The sequence below is a fragment of the Rhodohalobacter sp. 614A genome, from assembly GCF_021462415.1.
GTDB lineage: Bacteria > Bacteroidota > Rhodothermia > Balneolales > Balneolaceae > Rhodohalobacter.
In genome coordinates this window covers 1,033,191-1,053,734 of the sequence record NZ_JAKEDS010000002.1, presented here as the reverse complement: position 1 = coordinate 1,053,734, position 20,544 = coordinate 1,033,191, and the positions used below count along the sequence as shown (strand labels likewise).

The 20,544-nt window shown below is 40.9% G+C and carries 19 protein-coding genes; 6 read left to right on the top strand and 13 right to left on the bottom strand.

Translation table 11 applies throughout. The annotated features are described in order from the left end of the window. Nucleotides 1-98 precede the first annotated feature (98 nt). The gene (gene infC, locus L0B18_RS13260; RefSeq protein WP_234572269.1) at nt 99-590 is read right to left on the bottom strand and encodes a translation initiation factor IF-3; all 492 of its coding nucleotides are present in this window, start codon (nt 588-590) and stop codon (nt 99-101) included. 144 nt (nt 591-734) lie between these two features. Beyond that, a complete protein-coding gene (gene thrS, locus L0B18_RS13255) occupies nt 735-2,690 on the bottom strand; it encodes a threonine--tRNA ligase (protein ID WP_234572268.1) in 1,956 nt (651 codons plus the stop codon). A gap of 192 nt (nt 2,691-2,882) precedes the next feature. Between thrS and L0B18_RS13250 the strand changes: the two genes are divergently transcribed. Further along, entirely contained in the window at nt 2,883-4,064 is a 1,182-nt protein-coding gene (locus L0B18_RS13250; protein ID WP_234572267.1) for a metallophosphoesterase, read from the top strand. A gap of 14 nt (nt 4,065-4,078) precedes the next feature. Here L0B18_RS13250 and L0B18_RS13245 read toward each other — a convergent pair whose 3' ends face one another. The 7 genes from L0B18_RS13245 to L0B18_RS13215 all read right to left on the bottom strand — a co-directional run bounded on the left by L0B18_RS13245 (nt 4,079) and on the right by L0B18_RS13215 (nt 11,224). Next, the gene (locus tag L0B18_RS13245; protein ID WP_234572266.1) at nt 4,079-4,894 is read right to left on the bottom strand and encodes a hypothetical protein; all 816 of its coding nucleotides are present in this window, start codon (nt 4,892-4,894) and stop codon (nt 4,079-4,081) included. A gap of 46 nt (nt 4,895-4,940) precedes the next feature. Beyond that, nucleotides 4,941-5,621 (bottom strand): hypothetical protein, encoded by a 681-nt coding sequence (locus L0B18_RS13240; protein ID WP_234572265.1) that lies wholly within the window; start codon nt 5,619-5,621, stop codon nt 4,941-4,943. 178 nt (nt 5,622-5,799) lie between these two features. Then, complete coding sequence (locus L0B18_RS13235) at nt 5,800-6,843, bottom strand: S41 family peptidase (protein WP_234572264.1); 1,044 nt, start codon at nt 6,841-6,843, stop codon at nt 5,800-5,802. Nucleotides 6,844-6,846: 3 nt separating this feature from the next. After that, on the bottom strand, nt 6,847-7,647 hold the full coding sequence (locus L0B18_RS13230) for a hypothetical protein (protein ID WP_234572263.1): 801 nt from the start codon (nt 7,645-7,647) through the stop codon (nt 6,847-6,849). A gap of 12 nt (nt 7,648-7,659) precedes the next feature. Then, entirely contained in the window at nt 7,660-8,226 is a 567-nt protein-coding gene (locus tag L0B18_RS13225) for a hypothetical protein (RefSeq protein ID WP_234572262.1), read from the bottom strand. A 153-nt stretch (nt 8,227-8,379) separates the two neighbouring features. Then, nucleotides 8,380-9,279, bottom strand: a complete 900-nt coding sequence (locus L0B18_RS13220) for an SDR family oxidoreductase (RefSeq protein WP_234572261.1) — start codon at nt 9,277-9,279, stop codon at nt 8,380-8,382. A 187-nt stretch (nt 9,280-9,466) separates the two neighbouring features. Further along, the gene (locus tag L0B18_RS13215) at nt 9,467-11,224 is read right to left on the bottom strand and encodes a helix-turn-helix domain-containing protein (protein ID WP_234572260.1); all 1,758 of its coding nucleotides are present in this window, start codon (nt 11,222-11,224) and stop codon (nt 9,467-9,469) included. A 218-nt stretch (nt 11,225-11,442) separates the two neighbouring features. Here L0B18_RS13215 and L0B18_RS19885 point away from each other — a divergent pair, with 218 nt between their 5' ends. Further along, a complete protein-coding gene (locus L0B18_RS19885; protein WP_234572259.1) occupies nt 11,443-12,582 on the top strand; it encodes an FIST signal transduction protein in 1,140 nt (379 codons plus the stop codon). Nucleotides 12,583-12,634: 52 nt separating this feature from the next. On the opposite strand, the gene L0B18_RS13205 is transcribed toward L0B18_RS19885, so the two are convergent. Then, nucleotides 12,635-14,395, bottom strand: coding sequence for a helix-turn-helix domain-containing protein (locus L0B18_RS13205; RefSeq protein ID WP_234572258.1), 1,761 nt, complete (start codon nt 14,393-14,395; stop codon nt 12,635-12,637). A 190-nt stretch (nt 14,396-14,585) separates the two neighbouring features. On the opposite strand from L0B18_RS13205, the gene L0B18_RS13200 reads away from it, so the two are divergent. The 3 genes from L0B18_RS13200 to L0B18_RS13190 all read left to right on the top strand — a co-directional run bounded on the left by L0B18_RS13200 (nt 14,586) and on the right by L0B18_RS13190 (nt 15,642). Then, on the top strand, nt 14,586-14,957 hold the full coding sequence (locus tag L0B18_RS13200; protein ID WP_234572257.1) for a VOC family protein: 372 nt from the start codon (nt 14,586-14,588) through the stop codon (nt 14,955-14,957). A 10-nt stretch (nt 14,958-14,967) separates the two neighbouring features. Further along, complete coding sequence (locus tag L0B18_RS13195) at nt 14,968-15,327, top strand: DUF6122 family protein (RefSeq protein ID WP_370647588.1); 360 nt, start codon at nt 14,968-14,970, stop codon at nt 15,325-15,327. A 141-nt stretch (nt 15,328-15,468) separates the two neighbouring features. Beyond that, the gene (locus L0B18_RS13190) at nt 15,469-15,642 is read left to right on the top strand and encodes a hypothetical protein (RefSeq protein ID WP_234572255.1); all 174 of its coding nucleotides are present in this window, start codon (nt 15,469-15,471) and stop codon (nt 15,640-15,642) included. A 35-nt stretch (nt 15,643-15,677) separates the two neighbouring features. Here L0B18_RS13190 and L0B18_RS13185 read toward each other — a convergent pair whose 3' ends face one another. Continuing rightward, complete coding sequence (locus tag L0B18_RS13185) at nt 15,678-16,076, bottom strand: VOC family protein (protein WP_234572254.1); 399 nt, start codon at nt 16,074-16,076, stop codon at nt 15,678-15,680. Nucleotides 16,077-16,442: 366 nt separating this feature from the next. Between L0B18_RS13185 and L0B18_RS13180 the strand changes: the two genes are divergently transcribed. Beyond that, nucleotides 16,443-17,126, top strand: coding sequence for an ankyrin repeat domain-containing protein (locus L0B18_RS13180; RefSeq protein WP_234572253.1), 684 nt, complete (start codon nt 16,443-16,445; stop codon nt 17,124-17,126). A 122-nt stretch (nt 17,127-17,248) separates the two neighbouring features. Here the strand turns inward: L0B18_RS13180 and L0B18_RS13175 are convergent, their stop codons facing one another. Together L0B18_RS13175 and L0B18_RS13170 are read right to left on the bottom strand one after the other, a co-directional pair. Beyond that, on the bottom strand, nt 17,249-18,928 hold the full coding sequence (locus L0B18_RS13175) for a peptide MFS transporter (protein ID WP_234572252.1): 1,680 nt from the start codon (nt 18,926-18,928) through the stop codon (nt 17,249-17,251). Nucleotides 18,929-19,202: 274 nt separating this feature from the next. Then, on the bottom strand, nt 19,203-20,537 hold the full coding sequence (locus L0B18_RS13170) for an APC family permease (RefSeq protein WP_234572251.1): 1,335 nt from the start codon (nt 20,535-20,537) through the stop codon (nt 19,203-19,205). Between the last annotated feature and the right edge of the window lie 7 nt (nt 20,538-20,544).

The following is a 20,544-nucleotide window of genomic DNA, read 5'->3' as shown; positions in this document are numbered from 1 at the left end:
TAGAAAGAAGGGAAGAGTTGCTGAAATAAAAAAGCGAATAAATACCGGCTTTTATTTACCAGTATTCATTCGCTAAATATCTAAAACGCATTCAAGAATTAGCTCTTCTCGGGAGCAAGGATCATAATCATTCTACGTCCTTCCATAGTGGGTTTAGACTCAACCTTGCTTACGTCATCAAGTTCCTCTGCAAGATTTTTAAGCAATTCCTCGCCCTGTTCGGTGTAAAGCATGTCGCGGCCCCGAAATTGTACGGTTGCTTTTACTTTATCGCCGCCTTCCAGGAATTCACGTGCATGGCGTGTTTTAAATTCAAGATCATGATCGTCTGTATTTGGACGAAAACGCAATTCTTTAACCTGAATGGTATGTTGCTTCTTTTTCGCCTCTTTCTCTTTCTTTTTCTTCTCGTACATGAATTTGCCAAAATCGATGATCTTGCAAACTGGAGGATTGGCATTGGGAGCTACTTCAACCAAATCTAAATCGTAGGATGCAGCTATATCAAGTGCTTCCTGAATAGATACGATCTCATGTTCTTCATTTGGACGGATTAACCGTACTCTGGATGATCGGATTTCGTCATTCACATTTGGCCGGTCATCATCCCGATTTCTTCTGATTGGTCGTCTTTTTGCGATAAGATACCTCTTACTTTTGTTAGTGTTTTAAAATTAAGTGATTGATTATACTTAAAAGTTTAGAAAAAAATGTTGAAAAAAATCAAATCAAACTCACTTTGTTTCGTGAGCAGGAGGAAGGGCGCGTGTATCGACTTCCTCTTTCACCTTATCTAAAAATTCATCAAGGGGAAACGTTCCAATATCTCCCATTTTATGCCGTCTGACGGAAACAGTTCCATCTTGCTGCTCTTGCGAACCTACAATTAGCATATATGGAATTTTACTGGTTTCAGCATCACGGATTTTTGCGCCTACTTTTTCGGCTTCCGCATTTACTTTAACCCTAAAGCCGGCGTCTTTGAATTTTTCAGCACATTGATTTGCGTACTCTGTATAGTCTTCAGAAATCGTAAGAATTTCGATTTGCTGAGGTGCAAGCCACAGGGGAAAATCCCCGGCAAAGTGTTCAATCAAAATACTTACAAACCGCTCCATGGATCCAAATGGGGCACGGTGAATAATTACCGGCCGATGCTTCTCATTATCGGAACCTACATAGGTCAGGTCAAACCGTTCCGGCATCACATAATCTACCTGTACAGTTCCAAGCTGCCACTTTCTGCCAATTGCATCACGGATAATGAAATCAATTTTTGGACCATAGAAACTGGCTTCACCTTCAGCAATTTTATAGTCCAAGTCCATTTCATCGGCTACTTCCTTAATTTCTTTTTGCGCACGATCCCAGTACTCACTATCTCCTCCGTACTTTTCGTCATTATCATCCCGGTAGGACAGACGAATATCAACAGGCATGCCAAATGTACTGAACACGTATTGTGTCAGGTTAATTACATGTTTGATTTCATCTTTTAACTGATCATGCATGCAATAGATGTGAGCATCATCCTGAGTAAATCCGCGTACTCTCGACATACCGTTTAATTCTCCGGATTGTTCATATCTGTAAACCGTTCCAAATTCAGCGAGCCGAACAGGCAATTCGCGATAGCTTCTTAACTCATTCGAATAGATTTGATGATGATGCGGACAATTCATCGGTTTCAGCATATACTCATCATCATCCACTTCCATGGGGTTGAACTGGGAGTCTTTGTAATACGGGTAGTGGCCCGATTTTCTGTACAGATCAACATTGGCAATATGCGGAGTAATGACTTCCTGGTAACCTCGCTTAATTTGTTCTTGCCGTAAAAAGCTCTCCAAAGTTCTTCGCAGCACCGTTCCGTTTGGAAGCCAGAGCGGCAGGCCAGGGCCAACCATGCTGTCCATCATATAGATGCCAAGCTCTTTCCCGAGCTTCTTATGATCTCTTTTCTGAGCTTCTTCAACCCGCTCGAGATACTCATCAAGAAGTTTTTGCTTGGGGAAAGTGATTCCGTAAATGCGTGTAAGTTGTTTGCTGTCGGAGTCACCCCGCCAATATGCACCTGCCAGTTTGGTCAGTTTTACGGCTTTGATGGATGAAGTATCCGGAAGATGCGGACCACGGCAGAGATCCACAAAATCTCCCTGTTGATAGAACGTAATATTTCCGTCTTCAAGATCTTCAATCAGGTCAACTTTATACTCGTTGTTTTTCTTCTTATAAAAATCGAGCGCTTCCTGCTTGGAAACATTTCTTTTTGAGAACTCGGATTTGTTCCGGGCCAGCTCAATCATTTTTTTCTCGACTTTTTCGATCTGATCCTGTCCGAAAGATTCATCTCCAAAGTCAATATCATAATAAAAGCCACTTTCGATGGGCGGACCAATTCCGAATTTGGCTTCCGGGTAGAGTTCCTGGATTGCCTCTGCCAGTAAATGAGCAGACGAATGCCAGAATGTGTATTGACCGTCTTCCGTATCCCAAGTATTAATATTGATGGAATCATCTCGTTCAATGGGCTGATTCAAGTCCTTGATTTCGTCTCCAAGTGTAATGCTTAAAGCATTTCGTGCGAGACCTTTAGAGATACTTTCGGCAACTTCGTATCCGGTAATTCCTTTTGGATATTTTTTTTCTGCACCGTCAGGAAAGGTGAGCGTAACTAAATCTTCTGACATCCGGTTTTTTTGATTCGTAATCTTTAGAAATTTTCTGGTTTCAATAACAACCCGAAAAATACTAAATACTTGTATAGGTTTAAAAGTTTAAATGATGTTGATATAGATTGAAGTTGTTTTTCGAAAATCGGTTTAGAGTAGTATCATTACATTCATTTCAAATTAGGAAGGTTCATAAAAAATTGACTGCAGATGCCCTGGTCACTTCGAATGGTAATGTATGCTGCCATTCTTATTATTCTTTTTCTTAGCTATCTCGGATTTCGTTACTTCATTAGTGTAAAACGTGCGAATTTAAAACCACGATGGTTTTGGCGGTCACTTTTTGTGATGCTTGCCATTCCTTTTCTTGTGTATCCCTTTTCAGGTCTGTTTGAATTCTGGTCTACAGGGTATTTCTCACTTGAGGAATATCCCTATTTCATGATTTACCTGTTTTGGTACGGGCTGGTTTTTACCGGAGTTATGCTGAATTGGCTGATACTTCACGATATTCTGCTGCCGATTTTATCCCGACTTTCGAAATCGGACAAATCAATCGTACAAAAAAGGTTTGCGAAAAGTTTCCTGGTGGTGATGGCTTTGACATTGGTTTACACTGCCGGCAAGATGATTTTGGATACCCATCGAATCACCGTAGAAGAAATAACGGTAGATCTTCCTGAGATATCAGGTGAAGGGGAATCGTTTACAATCGTTCATATTTCGGACCTTCAGGCCGATCATTTTACGGATGAAACAAAAACGGATCGATATATCGGATTAATTAATGAAGCCAATCCCGATATGGTTGTGTTTACAGGTGATCTGATCACTTCCGGCTTAAACCACGTGCAGGCTGGAGCGCGGGCATTGGGGAAAATCAATTCGACGTATGGAGTTTTCGCTGTTTTGGGTGATCACGATTATTGGGCGGGATCTGATGCTATTGTCGATGCCTTGAGAATGGAGGGAGTAAATATTCTATTGAATGAGGATTCTACTTTGGTTCACGAAAATATTCCAATATCTGTTACCGGAGTTACTGAGATTTACAGTTCTCAGCTTGATAACCAGAGTTTGGGAACTCTAATCAATGATTATCGGGGTGAGGGAATAAAAATGGTTATGAGTCACCAGGCTTCCGATCGGCTGATTGAATTTTCTCAACATTCTGGAACTGATTTGTTATTAGGCGGCCATACACATGGCGGACAGATAATTATTCCTATTTTCTTTTACCCGTTTACTGCGGTTCGCGAAGAAACAGAGTTTGTCAGCGGTCACTGGCAATTGGATGAGATGTTTCTCAACGTAAACAACGGGCTTGGATTTACGCTTTCTCCCGTTCGATACAATGTTCCGGCCCAGATTTCTGTCATCCGGGTTGAATAAAAAGAAGGTTTCATTCAGATCAGAAAGAGGAGAGCACACCAAATGATGGGAACACTTTCGACCCAAAAAGAGGCGTAATATTGTGTTTGTTGGACCACCGATTGCATCACAAGAAAACCGGTAAAAATGGAAACGCCGATTAAAATGAGAGCCTGATCAATCAGGATTGGAGTTTTTGAAAATTCAAATGCTGCCACAAGACAAAGCAAAAAAACTCCAAAAACTCTCGACCGTTTGATTCCAATAATTTGAGGAATGGTTGCAAGCTGGTACGTATCAAACCGAACGTCCCGAATATCAAAGGGGAGGGTTAAAACAAGTACAAAGACAAAACGCTGACCGTATTCAATAAGAGCATTTATGCCGAAAGCGGCGTGCTTGGCAAGAAGCGGTAAAACAACAGTAACCGTTGACCAAACAAATGCGATCACAAATATTTTTAAACTGGTGATGTCCCTCAGGTTTGAGCGTCTCCATAAAACCGGCCAACTGTACGAAACGGTCATCAATCCCATTAAACCCGATACAATAATCACCGCCCAGGATTGTGTGTACATGAAGTAGAAGAGAGGCAGCAAGCAGATCAGCGAGAAAATGAGAATGCTTTTGGAAAGCGGTTGCGGTTCCTCGCCGGATTCATGGCTGCCCGAATATTTTGTGATGTTGTATCCAATGATAGTGCTGAAGAAGACAAAAAAGAGCAGGTTGTAGTCAATCTCCATTCGAAGGTTGAACATCGTAATTGCTGTAAAAGCTGTGACGGCCAGCGCTACGTGGATGCTGCTGTTCAGATAGAAGTCGAAAAGTTGTTTGGCGGATTGACGAACCATTTCTCAAAAATAAGATGAAATCATCTATATAAAGAATAAAGAATCTTCATCCGGTCATTCCCACGGTTAAACAAAGACAGCAAAACAGAATTCCAATTGGCGTCATGATTTTCTTTTCCATTTCACTTTTTGATTGCAGGTTGCCGATTGTACTTAATCCAAACTGGAGTGAGAAAATCCAGACTGAATACTCGACCAGTTCAGGCTTGTTTAAAAGCTGAATGATTTGGGCTGACTCAAACAAAACAATGATTCCATAGCTATATACAAAAACGGCAATACCACTGCCAATTCGAAGAGAAACAGGTAGTATTTCATAAAAACCGCCCCAGGCCAGTTTGCCGTATGGAAACCCAAGTGCTAATAATAGCTGGAAAAATATCATCCCAAAAAAGCCGAAACTACCAATCCATGCAGCGGTTTTGTTTAGTGAAAAAGATTGTGTGTATTCACTGGAAAGTACCTGGCCGATTTCTGAAAATTGAATGGTGCATTTGGCCGTCCCAAGAGTTTTAGGGCTATCAACTGTGATTCGATTGTTTTGATGTACATATTCCAGATGATGGCCGGTATTCAGCGTTCGAATAACCTGTTCAGTTGATTGCCCGTGCTTAAACATTGAGCATAAAATTCTGACTTCCTTTTCAGCTTCAAACCAGAAGAATGTGCCAATAATGAATGCCAAAAGCAGAATTATCCCCAATAGCCACTTCACAAATCTTGTCATTTTTTTATTTGTTTTCGAGCCAAGTTTACGGCTTATCTGGAAATCAATCTCAATTTTTCCGTTTACTCATGCTCGAATGCGTCGGGATTGTTGCCAGTCAGAACAGAAAGTGTTTTTAGTGATTTTTCAGGGTGAAAACGGTATTCCAATCAGATCCGGCCATATGGAGGAATTACATTTAATGGTTCATCTGCTCTTCTAAATATGTGATTGCATATTCCAACACTTTATCCTGTCCGTTTTCAATATCTTTTTTCGTGTTTTGAAGTTTAATATCCGGAGCAATGCCAATCCCTTCGAGGCTTTTTCCATCCGGCATCAAATATCTTTGGATGGAGTATTCATATGTCCAGCCGTTGGGTAGAAATCGAGCAGGCCCTACATCAGAATGTGCCCCTGCTGTTGTGTCGCCAATGTGTGTTACGTGATCAAAAGCTTTCATATTGAGAGTAAAAATCTCCCCACCGCTAACTGTGAATTCATCTGTAAGAAGAACCACAGGTTTGGAAAAATTGTCGGCTTTAAAAGGTTGTGTGAAGTGTTTTTTTGGAGTATCGAAATCTGAATATCCCGGACCATTTTTTGTCTCGACTGTATAAATAAAATGTTCTCCATCCGAAAATCCACCGGCAAATCCGTGAGCATATTCATCGTTGCCCCCGATATTGTTTCGTATGTCTACGATGATTGCATCCACATTACCGAGTGCTTTGAAAACATCATAAACGACCAGTGGATTTTCGCCCATCATGGCTATTAAATGGATATAGCCGATGTTGTGATCATATAGTTTCCCAAAGGAGAAATAGTCCTCAGTTTGATAGAGTGCTTCCACATAATTTTCAGCAATTAACTGAATACTAAACTCATCAAGTGCATGAAGGTTTTTAAATTCACCGGCACTAAAAACATGTTGATTGTCGGTTGATCGCAGTTTCACATGTTCGTCATCCAGAGGAAGCAGCATTTCAGTCACAATATCCCAAAGTTCTTCATCGGTTGTTTCTGGTGTTACCTGTGGACGATAATGAGAATGCAGGTTGTTCCAGTTAATCTCTTTCACTTCAAACAGGGCATAGTGCTCATTGAAATCATTCCAAAACATTTCAAAAATATGTTCAGGATTACTTTCTTCATCAGAACCCAAAATTACATTCTCGCATCCTAAAAACGTTGCGATTACAAGAATTGAAGCTGCGATTAGTTGTTTAAAACGATCCATGATTTAGAATTTGAATGTTGTGGTTAATATGAAATGTCCCTGCATTTCTGTGACCGTTTCCCTTAAGTCGCTTCTTAAATAATTGATTTCATATCCGGCCGTGAGATCCAGCCAACGCAGGGTGTGATTGGATGCTGAAACCCCTATGGTTGGTGCGAAGTAATTGTGCAAAGATCCAAACTTGCCATGTGTAAACATGAAGGAGAGTCCGGCTTCATCCAGATCTTCACTGTATCCACTGTAAGGCGTTCGAAATACGCTGCCCGCAATAGGCAGTTTAAAATGTGTGGAGATTGAATTTTTTTCGAAATGGCGTATCGCCAAAGCCTGTAGGCCCAAACCTCTGTGAGAAACATAAGCCAGCGAACTGCTTAGTGTAACCGGATCATCGTAGTTGATAAAACTTGATCTTGCATGAAGATCCCCACCCAGGTAGAGATTCCATTTTCCAGACTGTTTCTTCAATTTTTTTAGAAATGAAATTTCAGCATTCCATTGAATCTGATCAGCTAGAAATGCATCGGATACATTTGTTTCAACTTCATTTGTTTTAAGGCCTAAAATTATAGACAGCAAGTTGTTACGATTTGTACTTCGAGTATAATTTAAACCGAGAGTTCCACCTGTACTGGAATAATTTAGAGGCGAATACATTTGGTCTTTTACAACGCCATGGATCATTCCGTACCGTAGTGTGAGGTTGTTTTTTCTGCCGGGTAACCGTTCCTGTGCCAGCACTGATCCGGCACAGGTCATCGCGATTAAAACGGTTAACAGGATCTTGAGTTTGGTTAAAGAGTCCATTGGTTCTTCGGATCAATAGAAGTTAAATCCTACACCAGCGAGAATCATACCGGCGTCGTAATGAGTATCATTGGTGAAGAGCCTTCCTGCCTGTACAGTACCCTGCAGATCAATTGTGAATTTTCCTTTCTTATAGATTTCGTAACCGGTGCTGATCATAAATGCAGGACCAACGATCAAATTATCCTGACCTTTTTTGTCATCTTCAAAAAATGCCGGCGTATCCATAGACAAGCCAATTCCCCCGTTTACCCACCAATTTGGCCGCATCCAATGCTGGATGGAAGGTACAACTGCGTCGATACTTCGGTCTACACCGTCAGCTTCATAGGCCATTCCCGGGTTGCTCAACAGGAGTGCTGTGTTGGGAGTCAGCATCCAACCGATTTTTAAGTTTGGCAGCGAGAGATCCCCGCCTTCAAAAACTTCGGGAGCGGCATCACCTTCAATGGAAAGGTATCCTGCACCGGCACTTACACCGATTACGAATCCTTTTCGGTTGGGTTTTGATTGATTAGTCTGTGCGAAAGCCTGCGTGCTTGCAAGCATGATTATGATTGTTATGATTAATTGTCTCATGGTTTTTGTGTTTTATGAGTTAGTGTTTTTTGTTGTTTTATTTCAGTTTTTAAAAATTCTTTGTCGATTAATGAGCAATGAGTCGTGCGATTCAAAAAAAATCACAGAAAAAGTTTTTGAGTCCGTGATCAGATCTTTGATTGCGCTCCGGCATTATGATTTGGAGTCTTTAAGCTTGCTGTCAGATTTTTCCTCAAGCAGAGAATCCTCACATATTCGTTTGTAAAAATCCTGTAGCCGGTGGGTGCCGTGGCGTGGAGCCATATTGTCCCGTGCCATCATTGTTAGGAAAAATTCCAGCGGACCATACGTCTTTGACGAAGTAAAAAATCTGGCCCCGGTAATCACAGATTTTCGTATCCAATCAGGCAGGTGAATAATGTTGGGAGACTTATTCCAGGCACAGAAAGCCATCTCAGCAATTTCATTTTGAGTGAGGATATCCGGTCCGCCAACAGTGATTTCCTTTGTAGTTTGGGAAATTGCCCGGATACAAATCTCGGCCAGATCAGCCCCGTGAATGGGATTCAGTTTATATTCTCCATTTCCGAAGAGGTAAATCTTTCCATTTTTAGCCATCTTCAGGAATTCCCGCATATCGGAATAGAATCCATTTGCCCGAATGACTGTGTACTCCAGGCCGGATGCTTTCAGTTCATCCACAAATTTTTCTTTGGCATATGTGATGGCGAGGTGACGGAGTTTGTCCCCATCAATGACCGAGATATAGATGAATTTTCGAATCCTGGCTTTTTGAGCTTCCCTGAGGAGATTGAGGTTGGCCTGGTAATCCACATCCATGTAAGTAAGGCCATCCTGTTGACGAGTGATTCCCACGGTTGAAATCACCGTATCAATACCATCACATACATTTTTTAAGCTTTCGGGCTGAGTGATTTCTGCTTTTATAACCCGGATAAGATTTGAATCAATATCACCCAGCTTTTCAGGATTTCTTGCAATTGTAACAGCCGGGATTCCCCATAACGTCAATTCTCTGACGATATATTTGCCTAAATATCCGGTTGCTCCGGCGAGTAAAATATTTTCCATGATGCAGTATCATTTAAGTTTCTGCATCAAAGATCAGGAGAAGGATGTCAGCTATCGTCCGGGATTATGATTTCGTACTTCTTCGTGAGATTCCGGACGTTTTAAAGATGTGTCCCAATGCGGTTATGAGTAAGAAAATGCGATCAAAAGAAAATTTCAGACGGGTTTATGATGAACACACTCCAAACTACCTATTCTGTTTAAGCCAGGCCCTCGGCGTTAAACCGGTTTTCTTCTTGAAATAATCATTAAAGGCAGATTTGGAGTTGAAGCCGCTTTCGAAAGCCAGGCCAAGGAGTGTGTAATTTTTGTTGGCAGGGTCCAGCGCTCTTTGTTGAAATGCCTCCAGCCGATAACTATTTATATAATCATTGAAATTCATTGACAGATGATCGTTCAATAACCACGACAATTTGTTTGGATGAAGATCAATTCGTTCGGCTAACGATCTTAAAGTTATATCAGGTGCGAGATATACCTTGTCATTATTCATTGCTTGCCGGAGTGCAGCCTCAAAATGCTTCAATTCATTTGCATCAAGTAGGGAATTGGATTTATCCTCGTTTTCCTGCTCTTCATGAGAGATCTCTGTTTGGGGAAAAGTAGCGTGACAGAGTTCCTGGTAAGCTGGATTGTGTTTTATCGGTTCAAGGAGAGGATCACTCAAAAAATGGATATGTGAACCGCTTCTGTTTTGAATCGCCCTTTGGAGATGAGCTAAACATTCGTCCTGTTTTCCCTCATAAAGAAGTATATATGTTTCAATAGGGAGATGATGATCGGTTCTGTCAATGAGTTTTAGGCTGATTGTTTCTGCTGTATTATAAAATTGATGCCAGAGATGCTGGAATTTTTGTCGTTCGATTTCATCAAACCCGGAAACCAAGTGCCTGAATAAGTTTTCCTCATTCAGAAGCAGTAAACAAATTGCCTTTAATTGGGATGTCATCGTCCATTCATTTTCCAATTCAGGACATTTATCGAGACTTTGTATCGCTGCTTTATAGTTTTTTTCTAAGTAATAGGTTGTTGCTTTGGTGTAGTGATTCGTTGTTGAATTTGGATTGAGTGCAAATGCTCTGTCAATAAATGAGTGAGCTTCCTTAAAATTTCCAGTAACATAGTATAGACTTGCCAGTGATTGCATGGCATCACTATTGTTTGGATTCAGGCTGAGAGTTTTTAAAAAATATTGCGCAGCCGTTTCAAACTCCCATTTTCCCCAAAAATGAAACATTCCTTTGGTATAATGATATTCGGGAATATGCTCATGTTCAGGACCCAGTTTACTCAAAAAATGATGGGCCATGTACATGCCTTTCATGCGGTCGGAAAAATTCCAGGCTGAGAGGTACACAAAACACTGGCACAGGCCGAGATAGGGCATCGGGTAATCCGGATCTGCTGCAATGCTGGCTTTGTACGCTTGTAACGCTTTTTGCAGGCCTTTTTGAGTCCACTGAAACTGATAGTATCTGCCCTGTAAATAACTGTTATAGGCTTTGGGACTTGCCGTTCTGGTGGTGACCAACTGATCTCCAACCTCAAGGTGGCCAAAGTTTTCGCGAATCCGGTCGGCAATAATGCGGCTGATTTCATCCTGGAGCTCAAAGATATCAGATAATTCCCGGTCGAACCGTTCGGCCCAAAGTTGAAACCCGGTATCGGTTCGTATCAATTGAGCCGAAATACGCACACGGTTTCCCTGGTTTCTAACACTTCCCTCAAGAATTGTAGACACTCCCAATTCATTTCCGATGAACCGTACATCGGTTGAATGATCGCGGTAAGCAAAAGAAGAGGTTCGTGAAGTAACTTTTAATCCCTTGATTTTACAGAGAGCATTGATGATTTCATCCGTCATTCCATCAGCAAAATATCGATTTTCCGGATCTGTGCTGATATTGGTAAAAGGAAGAACCGCAATGGATTTCTGGTTAAGCATACATTGCTAATTAGATACCCCAAAATTTGAAACAATTATTCATGGAATTCCAGAATACTTAACATTCAAAAATAAACCGTAGAGAAACTACTCTTTTTAAAATAATTAAAAAGAAAGTTTTTATGACAGCTCGTACATTTCACTTCTTTTAGAATAGGGAAAGACTTTTTATTCAATCGAATAGAAATAAACATGGTTTTAAAATTGAATAAACGACTGTGAAAATTGATCAGTTTAGCATAGATAACAATCGGTTCACTTTTTCAAAGCGCGAAATAGTAGAGCCGGAAGAAGCAAGCTTTATTCTTTTTTTTACAAGCCGTACCCATTTGGAAAAACCGGATTGGCTTGCGGCAATACATGAAACCTATGCCGGTGTACCGGTTGTATCCTGTTCTACATCCGGTGAAATTTATGAGGCCGATATTCTTGATGACTCTGTTTCTGCCATTGCTGTTCAATTGGAGAAGACTCCAACCCGCATAGTGTTGGCACATTTACAGGATTTTAAAAATAGTTTTGAAGCCGGCAAATATCTGGCTGAGAAATTAAATCAACCAGATTTAAAGCATGTTTTCATAACCAGTGATGGCTGGCTGGTGAACGGTACGGATTTGCTTGATGGAATGTACAGCGTATTGCAAGATCAGGTTACTATTAGTGGGGGAATGGCTGGCGACGGAGCCAATTTTGCACAAACATTGGTTGGGCTTAATGATGATATCCAATCCGGTAATATTGCAGCCATTGGTTTCTATGGTGATAAAATGAAGTTTGGGTTTGGAAGTCACGGAGGCTGGGATGAGTATGGCTCAAGCATGAAAGTTACCCGTGCCACAGGAAGAGTAATTTATGAACTGGATGGAAAACCGGCACTCGATTTGTACAAATTACATCTCGGAGACGATGCAAATGGTTTACCGGGCACAGCACTTTTATATCCTGTTGCGGTCACTTTTGGTGATCATAGAGATGCTGTTGTCCGCACCGTCCATTATGTTGATGAGTTGAACAAAAGCATTGTTTTGGGCGGGGATGTATCCGAAGGAAGCTCAATGCGATTTATGCGTGCTGAATTTGATGATTTAATGAAAGGAGTGGAAGAGGCCGCTGTCCAGGCATCCGAAATGATTCAATCACCAATTGAATTAGCCATTGTGGTCAGTTGCATAGGGCGAAAACTTCTTTTTGGGCAAACCATTCAAAAAGAGATTGATTTGACGAAGGATCACATTGGCAATCAGGCCGTACTCGTTGGATTCTACAGTTATGGCGAAATATGCCCTGTAAAGAAAGAGTTTGCGCAACTAAATCATCAAATGCTGACGATTACAGCTATCTCAGAAATTTTGCATTAATTGGATCTCAAGGTAATTTCAAATGTCAGTAAGAAAAGCAATTCAGTAAATTTTACTGATGATTTTTCAACCAGATTCTTGGAGTTGCCCCGGTTTTCTTTTTGAAATAATCATTAAAAGCGGATTTAGAGTTGAAGCCGCTTTCGAAGGCAAGGCCGAGTAAAGTGAAGTTTTGGTTCTTGGGATCTGTTGCTTTTTCCTGGAAAGCTTGCAGCCGGTATCCATTCACAAAATCGTTGAAATTTATATTCATGGTTTCATTGATAAGCCATGAGAGCTTGTTTGCCGTGGTATCCAAATGATCCGCCAGGCTTTTTAGTGAGAGATCCTGCTGAAGGTAAAGCTGTTCCTCACTCATGATAAACCGTAAATTTTTGCTCAATCGTTGTACTTCTTCATCGTCTGAAATAAGAGGAACAGATTCCTGATCAGTCTGAAGTTCTCTGCTCAGAAGAGGGAGTGTGATTTTAGTCTCAGCTTCCAGTTTCCGGTACTCTTGCTGCTGTCTTAACTCGCTCAAAAACGGGTCAAACCGGTGGCAATAATATTGACCAATTTGGTTATTCAAACCCCATCTCAGTTTTTGCAGAGCTTCGTTAAAATTGCCTCGAAGCGTATAAAAATAGAGTTCCCAGGGCTGGTATTCAGAATCAATATCATCAGCCAATTCAATATCCAGGTCCTTATGTTCGTGAAGCAAACTGAAGAGGTTTTTGTAGTACTTGGAAAAATTCAGATGACTGTAAGAGTTAATGAAATCCTCAAACACTTCTTTTCTCCCTTGCAGTACTAAACAGGCTGCTTTTATCTGAATAGCAAATATCCAATTTGGATCCAGATTCAATACTTTTTCCATCATGCCGATGGCTTTCTCATATTTTCCAGCGAAGTAATAGATGTTGCCTTTCAGAAATATATGATTGGGAGAGAGTGGGTTCACTTCCAATGCTTTGCTGATGTGTTGCAAGGCTTCATCAAATGAACCCACCGTGATATACAACCCCGCCAGTGATTCCAGCGCTTCGGAATGGTTTGGATTCTGAGTAAGTACCTTTTTGAAATAGTCGTATGATCCTGTGGCATCCCATTGAAGCATAATTTTTTGAGCGGCACAAGCTAGGTGATATTCCGGAAGGTTCTTGTTGATTTCAGCACCTTTTGAAAGATAAAATTCTGCATGGCGGATTCCCTCTTGCTTGTTGATGGCATTCCAGAAAGTTAACGTAATGTAGCACTGAACAATACTGAAGTATGGCCTGGGATTTTGGGAATCAAGCCGAATACTATCTTTATAATGTTCGATAGCTCTTTTCGTGGCTTGGTGATTCCATTTTAATTCATAAAATCGCCCCTGGAGATACGCATCGTATGCATTTACATTTTTGGTTCCTTCTTTAACCAAATGATCCTGCACTTCAAAATGTCCAAAGTTCTCCCTGATTTTTTCGGCGATGGCCAGGCTGATTTCATCCTGAAGTTCAAAAATATGCACAAGGTTTCGGTCATATTTTTCCGACCAGATATGAAAGCCGTCATCCGTACGGATAAGCTGTGCGGAGATTCTGACACGGTCTTTAATTTTCCGAATACTGCCTTCCAGTACAGTTGAAACTCCAAGTTGGTTTCCGATGTGGCGAACATCTACCTGTCGGTTTTTGAAGGCGAAAGAAGAGGTTCGGGCCGTTACTTTCAATTCCTGAATACCAGCCAGTGCGTTGATGATTTCCTCTGTCATACCATCGCTAAAATATTCGTTTCCGGAATCGGAACTCATATTTACGAAAGGGAGAACTGCAATGGATTTTTGATTCATGGAAAGAAGATTTGCCCCGTTTAAAACCGCAAATATTATAGGCTTTTACAATTCTTCAGGCAAACGATAGCATCACAAAAATGGATAATTTTCCATCGAGAAATTTTCGGGAGTCTGGTTGTGATTAAAGAAAAATTGATGCAGATTGGCAAATAATCTGACTTCAACCACAAATAAAAAAAGAAAGAAAATGCAATTAGGAGCTTTTTCAATCAGCCTGGCCGTGAAGGACATCAAAGCCTCAAAAGAGTTTTACGAAAAACTGGGATTTGAAGAATTCGGGGGACATCTTGAGCAGAACTGGCTAATCATGAAAAATGGCGATTATATCATCGGACTTTTCCAGGGAATGTTTGATAAAAATATCCTGACTTTCAACCCCGGCTGGAATCAGGATGCTGAAAAACTCGAATCGTTTACTGACGTTCGGGAGCTTCAAAAAAATTTGAAAGAGAGCGGAATTGAATTCGACACGGAAGCTGACGAATCCACGGAAGGTCCGGCCAGTTTTGTGATTGTTGATCCGGACGGAAATCCGATTTTGGTAGATCAACACGTGTAGTTACCGACAGATTAGTATTGTATTAATGCTTCACATTTTTCTGCATTTCGTTGTTCCTTTCATCGTAGGATTTACTTTCTATAAAAAAAGATGGTTGAACGCTGCGCTCATTATGATTTTGACTATGATCGTTGATTTGGATCATCTGCTGGCCGATCCGATTTATGATCCGAACAGATGCTCCATAAATTTTCATCCCTTACATACAACTCCAGCCATTCTTTTTTATGGTTTGATGTTTTTGTTTCCTTGGGGTTATAGAATATTCACTAAAAAAACCGATAAAGAATCAACAATGAGAATTGTGCAGCTGGTGGGACTCGGCCTCCTGATTCACATGTTTCTTGACTGGACGGATTGTTGGGTCTGAATAAATACTTTGAATTGAGTTGAGAAAGTTGATTGAAATCTAAATTATTTGCCACTTAAAGACACTTGTATTTCATCTGTTTTGAAATGATATTGAGAGAGATTTTTTGATTCAACCATAGAACTATTTATCAAAACATTTATGAATAAAAGAAACCTGTTTCTGCTCTTCTGTTTGAACCTGTTCTTATTTCTGCCCGGCTGTGATATTGTAGTGGGAATTTTTGAAGCCGGTTTCTGGACTGCAATTATTCTCGTGGTGTTGATTCTTGCAGCAATCGTTTATGGCTACTCGAAGTTTAAAGGGAAGGGGTAATTTTTTAAATACGACTCACTAATTGAGGATTCGATTTACTCATTTGAAAGTGTACCTGCTTCATTCACCTCGATCCAATACCCATCAGGATCCTGGAAATAGACTTGACGAATGCCATCGGCTCGAGTAGTTATGCTATCCCGAATTCCTTTTGAATTATGTTGATTGATATTATGCCGACTGAGATGCGAGAGAAATTCATCAAAATTTTTAAGCCGAAGAGCAAGGTGTACACCAACATTGGTTTTTATCCTGTCGGAATCTCCCTCAACAATATGTAATTCGCTGCCGTCACCCATCGAAAACCACCGTATATACGATTTTTGAGTTCGGTTTGTAATTTCTTTCAGCCCCAACACCTTTTTGTAAAACGTGGCGCTGGCATCAAGATTCCTAACTTTTATGGTGTAGTGGTCAAAGATTAAGTCGAACATTCTTTAGGCGATAATTTTTGATTCAATCTCTCTTTATGATAATTGATCTTTTTGCATCAAACAAAAGAGAAGAGGTTTGTATTTCTTATAAACTATCTCCCCAAAATATTGCCGTTTTCAGGTATTGGAAAAAAATTCGGTAACGTTTCATTTTTTTATCCGTCTCCCTATCGAAGTAGTTAAAAACTTTTTTCAGAAATGAATCGTCTGAAGAAAGGGTACACCTCAAGATTTTAAAAAATCGCTTTTTCATAAATCTTTTTTGAAACCTTTTTTTTAGATGTGGCGTACCCCGAAACAGATCAGGAAATGATTTTGCTCAATTATAAAAACTAAACAAACCCCAAAATTAGACGGAGATTGCACATGAGAAAACAAAAAGCTTTTCGGACTCTTTCACTCTTGATTTTATTGATGACTTCGCATGTAGTTGTTAAAGCACAAGACACTGCGCAGTTGTTTGAAGCGGTAAAAAATAACCAGCCCGCCAAAGTTGAACAATTCGTAAAAGACGGTGGTGATATTAATATTAAGAATGGCAATGGAAATAACCTGCTTCATTACGCGGTAAGCATTGGCAATGAAGAGATGGTGCAACAATTGATTCATTCTGGTGCAGATGTTAACCAAGTGAATGACAACAACAATACTTCATTGAATATCGCCATTATTAAAGGTAAAAATGCAGTTGTGGATATTCTTTTAAAAGCCGGGGCAAATCCCAATTTTGAGAATTCTGATCGTATGAACTCCGCACACGTTGCTGCATTAACCGGGAATTATGATGTGATGGTTTCTCTCATTGCCAATAGAACAGATATAAATATAATGAGTGAAACGGGTGTTACTCCATTAATGCTTGCAGCTGCAAAAGGTCATTTTGATGTGGTTAATTTATTATTGAAAAATGATGCGCAAGATCTTGTTAACAGAGATGGAGAAAATGCCTTAAAATGGGCCAAACAAAATGGGCATAAATCAATTGTCCGGATTTTGGAGGCGAATCCCAGTGATAGTGTATTAAGTCTGACATCAAAGAAAGAACAATGACCTCGGTTTTCCGAAACTTAGCGGAAGACCCGTTCTTTTTGCTCAACTAAACTGTCAGACAAAAGGCTTCCTTGTAGCTGGGAAGCCTTTTTTTATTTCTGATTTATTCCTGCCTTTTAAACCTATTCAACATCTCCCATAAGTTTCTTGATAGGAGGTGCTGCAAGCAGAGCTACTATACCGCCGCCGCCTACAATCAGCGCAACACTCCAAAAGAGGCTGTCAGGGGCGAGTGTTTCGAGCTGACCGGCGATCAATCCTGCAAATAGATTGCCGAGAGCCGCAGCTACAAACCAAATTCCCATCATCTGGCTGACTCGTGATTTTGGTGCAAGCTTGGTCATGGACGAAAGGCCAACAGGAGAGAGGCAGAGCTCACCAGCAGTATGAAGAAAGTAGGTAACCACCAGCCATGCCGGTGATACCAAATTCGTGGTGGAGGCATTTGCAGCACCCCAGGAAAGAACAAAGAATCCGGCGGACAATCCCAAAAGTCCCATTCCAAATTTTACGGGAATGGATGGGTTCGCATTTCGCGCAGCCAGCCACGTCCACATAAAACCGAAGATGGGTGCAAAAATCACAATGAAGGTCGGATTTATCAACTGAAGTGTGCTAGCCGGAATTTCCCAACCAATACCGATTCTGTGAAATAACCAGAAAAGCAGTATGATTACAGCAGCCGAAGAGATGCCCACAACAATCTTGGCAACACTCCATATATCATTTCTTTTAATAACACGATAAGCTACATAAAAAGTGGGGATTGCAAGTAAAAGTGTGATCAAAAAAGCTCCCCAGTCAGCAAGAAAAGGACTTGGGCCAAATGAACGATCAGTTAAATCTGCTGCAAAAAGGTTCAACGAAGAACCAGCTTGTTCAAACCCACTCCAGAAAAGGGCAGCTAAAATAAACAGCCAGAAAATGACGCCCAGTTTTTTCTTTTCGTCTTTGGTATGGCCGCCAAAGAAAATGATATAAGCAAAGAAGCCTATGGTAATTGCCACAGCAGCGTATCCAAGATAAGCGGCCAAAGACTCAAGCGTTATAGTCAGAGCTCCTGAACTCCACATGAAGCCAAACAATACAAGAATGGCAGCTATAACAGATATCGTCACATAAAAGCGACGACTTCTTTTATTAATTACTTCATCGGATTCTCCTGTTTTTAAGTCACCAGCTGTACCTAAATATTTTCCGCCAATTTTGTAAGAGATCAATCCAAAAACCATTCCGATACCCGCCAGGGAAAACCCGTAGTGCCAGTTGTAACCTTCTCCTAAAAGGCCGCAGAGCAGGGGACCCAAAATAGCACCGAAGTTAATCCCCATATAGAAAATTGAGAAACCGGCATCGCGTCGTGCACCACCTTCCGGATATAAGTCGCCAACCATTGAGCTGACGTTTGGTTTCAGCAGTCCGGTACCGAGTACAATTAAACCAAGTCCAACGTAGAAAAACTCAATATTTGGAAGCGCCATACTGAAGTGACCGGCGGCAATAATACAACCACCTACAAACACTGCTTTTCGTTGGCCCCACATTTTATCAGCTATCCAACCGCCTGGAAGTGACAATACATAAACAAAAAAAGTATAGAGGCCATAAACAGCTGTAGCTTTGCCAACACTAAAGCCAAGCCCGGGATTATTGCCAATAGCTTCTGCCGTCATAAAAAGAACCAGGAGAGCCCGCATTCCATAATAGCTGAAACGTTCCCATAGTTCGGTAAAAAATAGAGTAGATAGACCCCGCGGATGACCGAAAAAGTCATGCTGGGCAACTTGCGTACCGTTCGCCATATTTCAAGATGATTTGATTACAATTTCTGATGTTACCTCAAATAAGTGATGATACCTAAACAGGCACTTGGTTGCAAGAATGGATTAAACAAACTGCATGCCAAGCCTGTAACTTGCTATTATTTTGATAACTCTGCCATTATTTTTTTTCTCACGTTGGAAAAAATCACTTCGCCCTGAAATGGGGATTTGTGAATAGCATCGTGCTTTTAAGATTATTTTATTGAGAATATGGATCTCTTCCAGATTAAGTGGCTGTATATGAGCCGGTTATTTATTTAGCAGTATTATGGTTGCGAACCCATCGGATTCCGAAATAGATGACGGTTAAAATGGACAGAAGGATGAGCATCGAATTTCGTTCCTGTCCCGTCAGGTTTGATAAAAACCAAATGATAATCATTGAAGCCAGAATCGGAACTGTATAACCGCCTGGGATTCGAAAGGTTTCTAAATCACCAGGGACTTCATTTCGTAATTTGATAACAGCAAGGGCCACTCCTAAATAAACAAGTAAAATTGCTGCACTGGAGACGATCGCAAGAGCTTCAAATCCTCCAAAAGTTGCAAGTAAAAATCCAATTGAAGCATACACGATAATTGAAATATAAGGTGTAGAAAATTTTGGATGGATTTGGGTTAAAACCGGGATCGGAATCACTTTATCACGGGCAGCACCAAAAAGAACCCGGGGAACGCTTAAGATTTCACCACTTAAATTTCCAAACATGGATACGGCAGCTCCAATGGAAATTAGAGTTAATCCAATCGGACCAAATAGTTGATTGCCAACTTCTGCCAGGGGATTTTCCTGGAATGAAGCCAATGAATCTCCAAGAATTCCTTGGGATACGGTTTGCAAAAATATATACAAAAGCAAAACCCCTGAAATTGCGATAAAGATAGCTTTCGGTACAGTTTTTTGGGGATTCTTAATTTCACCACCCACCGAGAGGCCACTTTCGGCTCCCATAAATGCAAAGAAGAGAATTAAAGACATTTGCCCGATATCGCTTATTTCCGGAATTGACTCCCATGTAAGATTAGCCATCGTTACATCCTTCCAGCCAAATAAAACCAATACAAGTAGTGGAGCGAGTTTTGCAATTGTGGAAATTGCAACCAATCCAATTCCCTGTTTTGCTCCCCGGATATTAATCCACGTGAGTGAACCAAAAACCAAAAAGAAGAACAGAATTCGCAGCCATTGTTCCTGGAGCTGAGGAAACCAGCCCGAAAGTATATCCGCTACGGCATTGGCTACTGCGGCATCAGCACTAAGGGTTGATACCAAAAAAAGGATGGCCGTTAAAAAACCAATATATGGGCCAAATGCCGATTCTATATAGGTGTACGGGCCGCCTGAATCCGTTACTTCACTGCCGGCCTCAGCAAAACAAAGCATTACAAGGGCAATTAAAATTCCACAAAACAGGTAGGCTGTGATACTTGCAGAACCTAATCCGGCGGCTACAATTGCCGGTAATACAAAAATTCCCGCCCCGACAATAATATTTACCATGTTGGCGCTAAGTCCCCAAACCCCGATAGTTCTGGTTAACCCGTCTTCTTTATGAAAGATTGAATCGTGTTCTGTGGTTTCCTTCATTTAATAG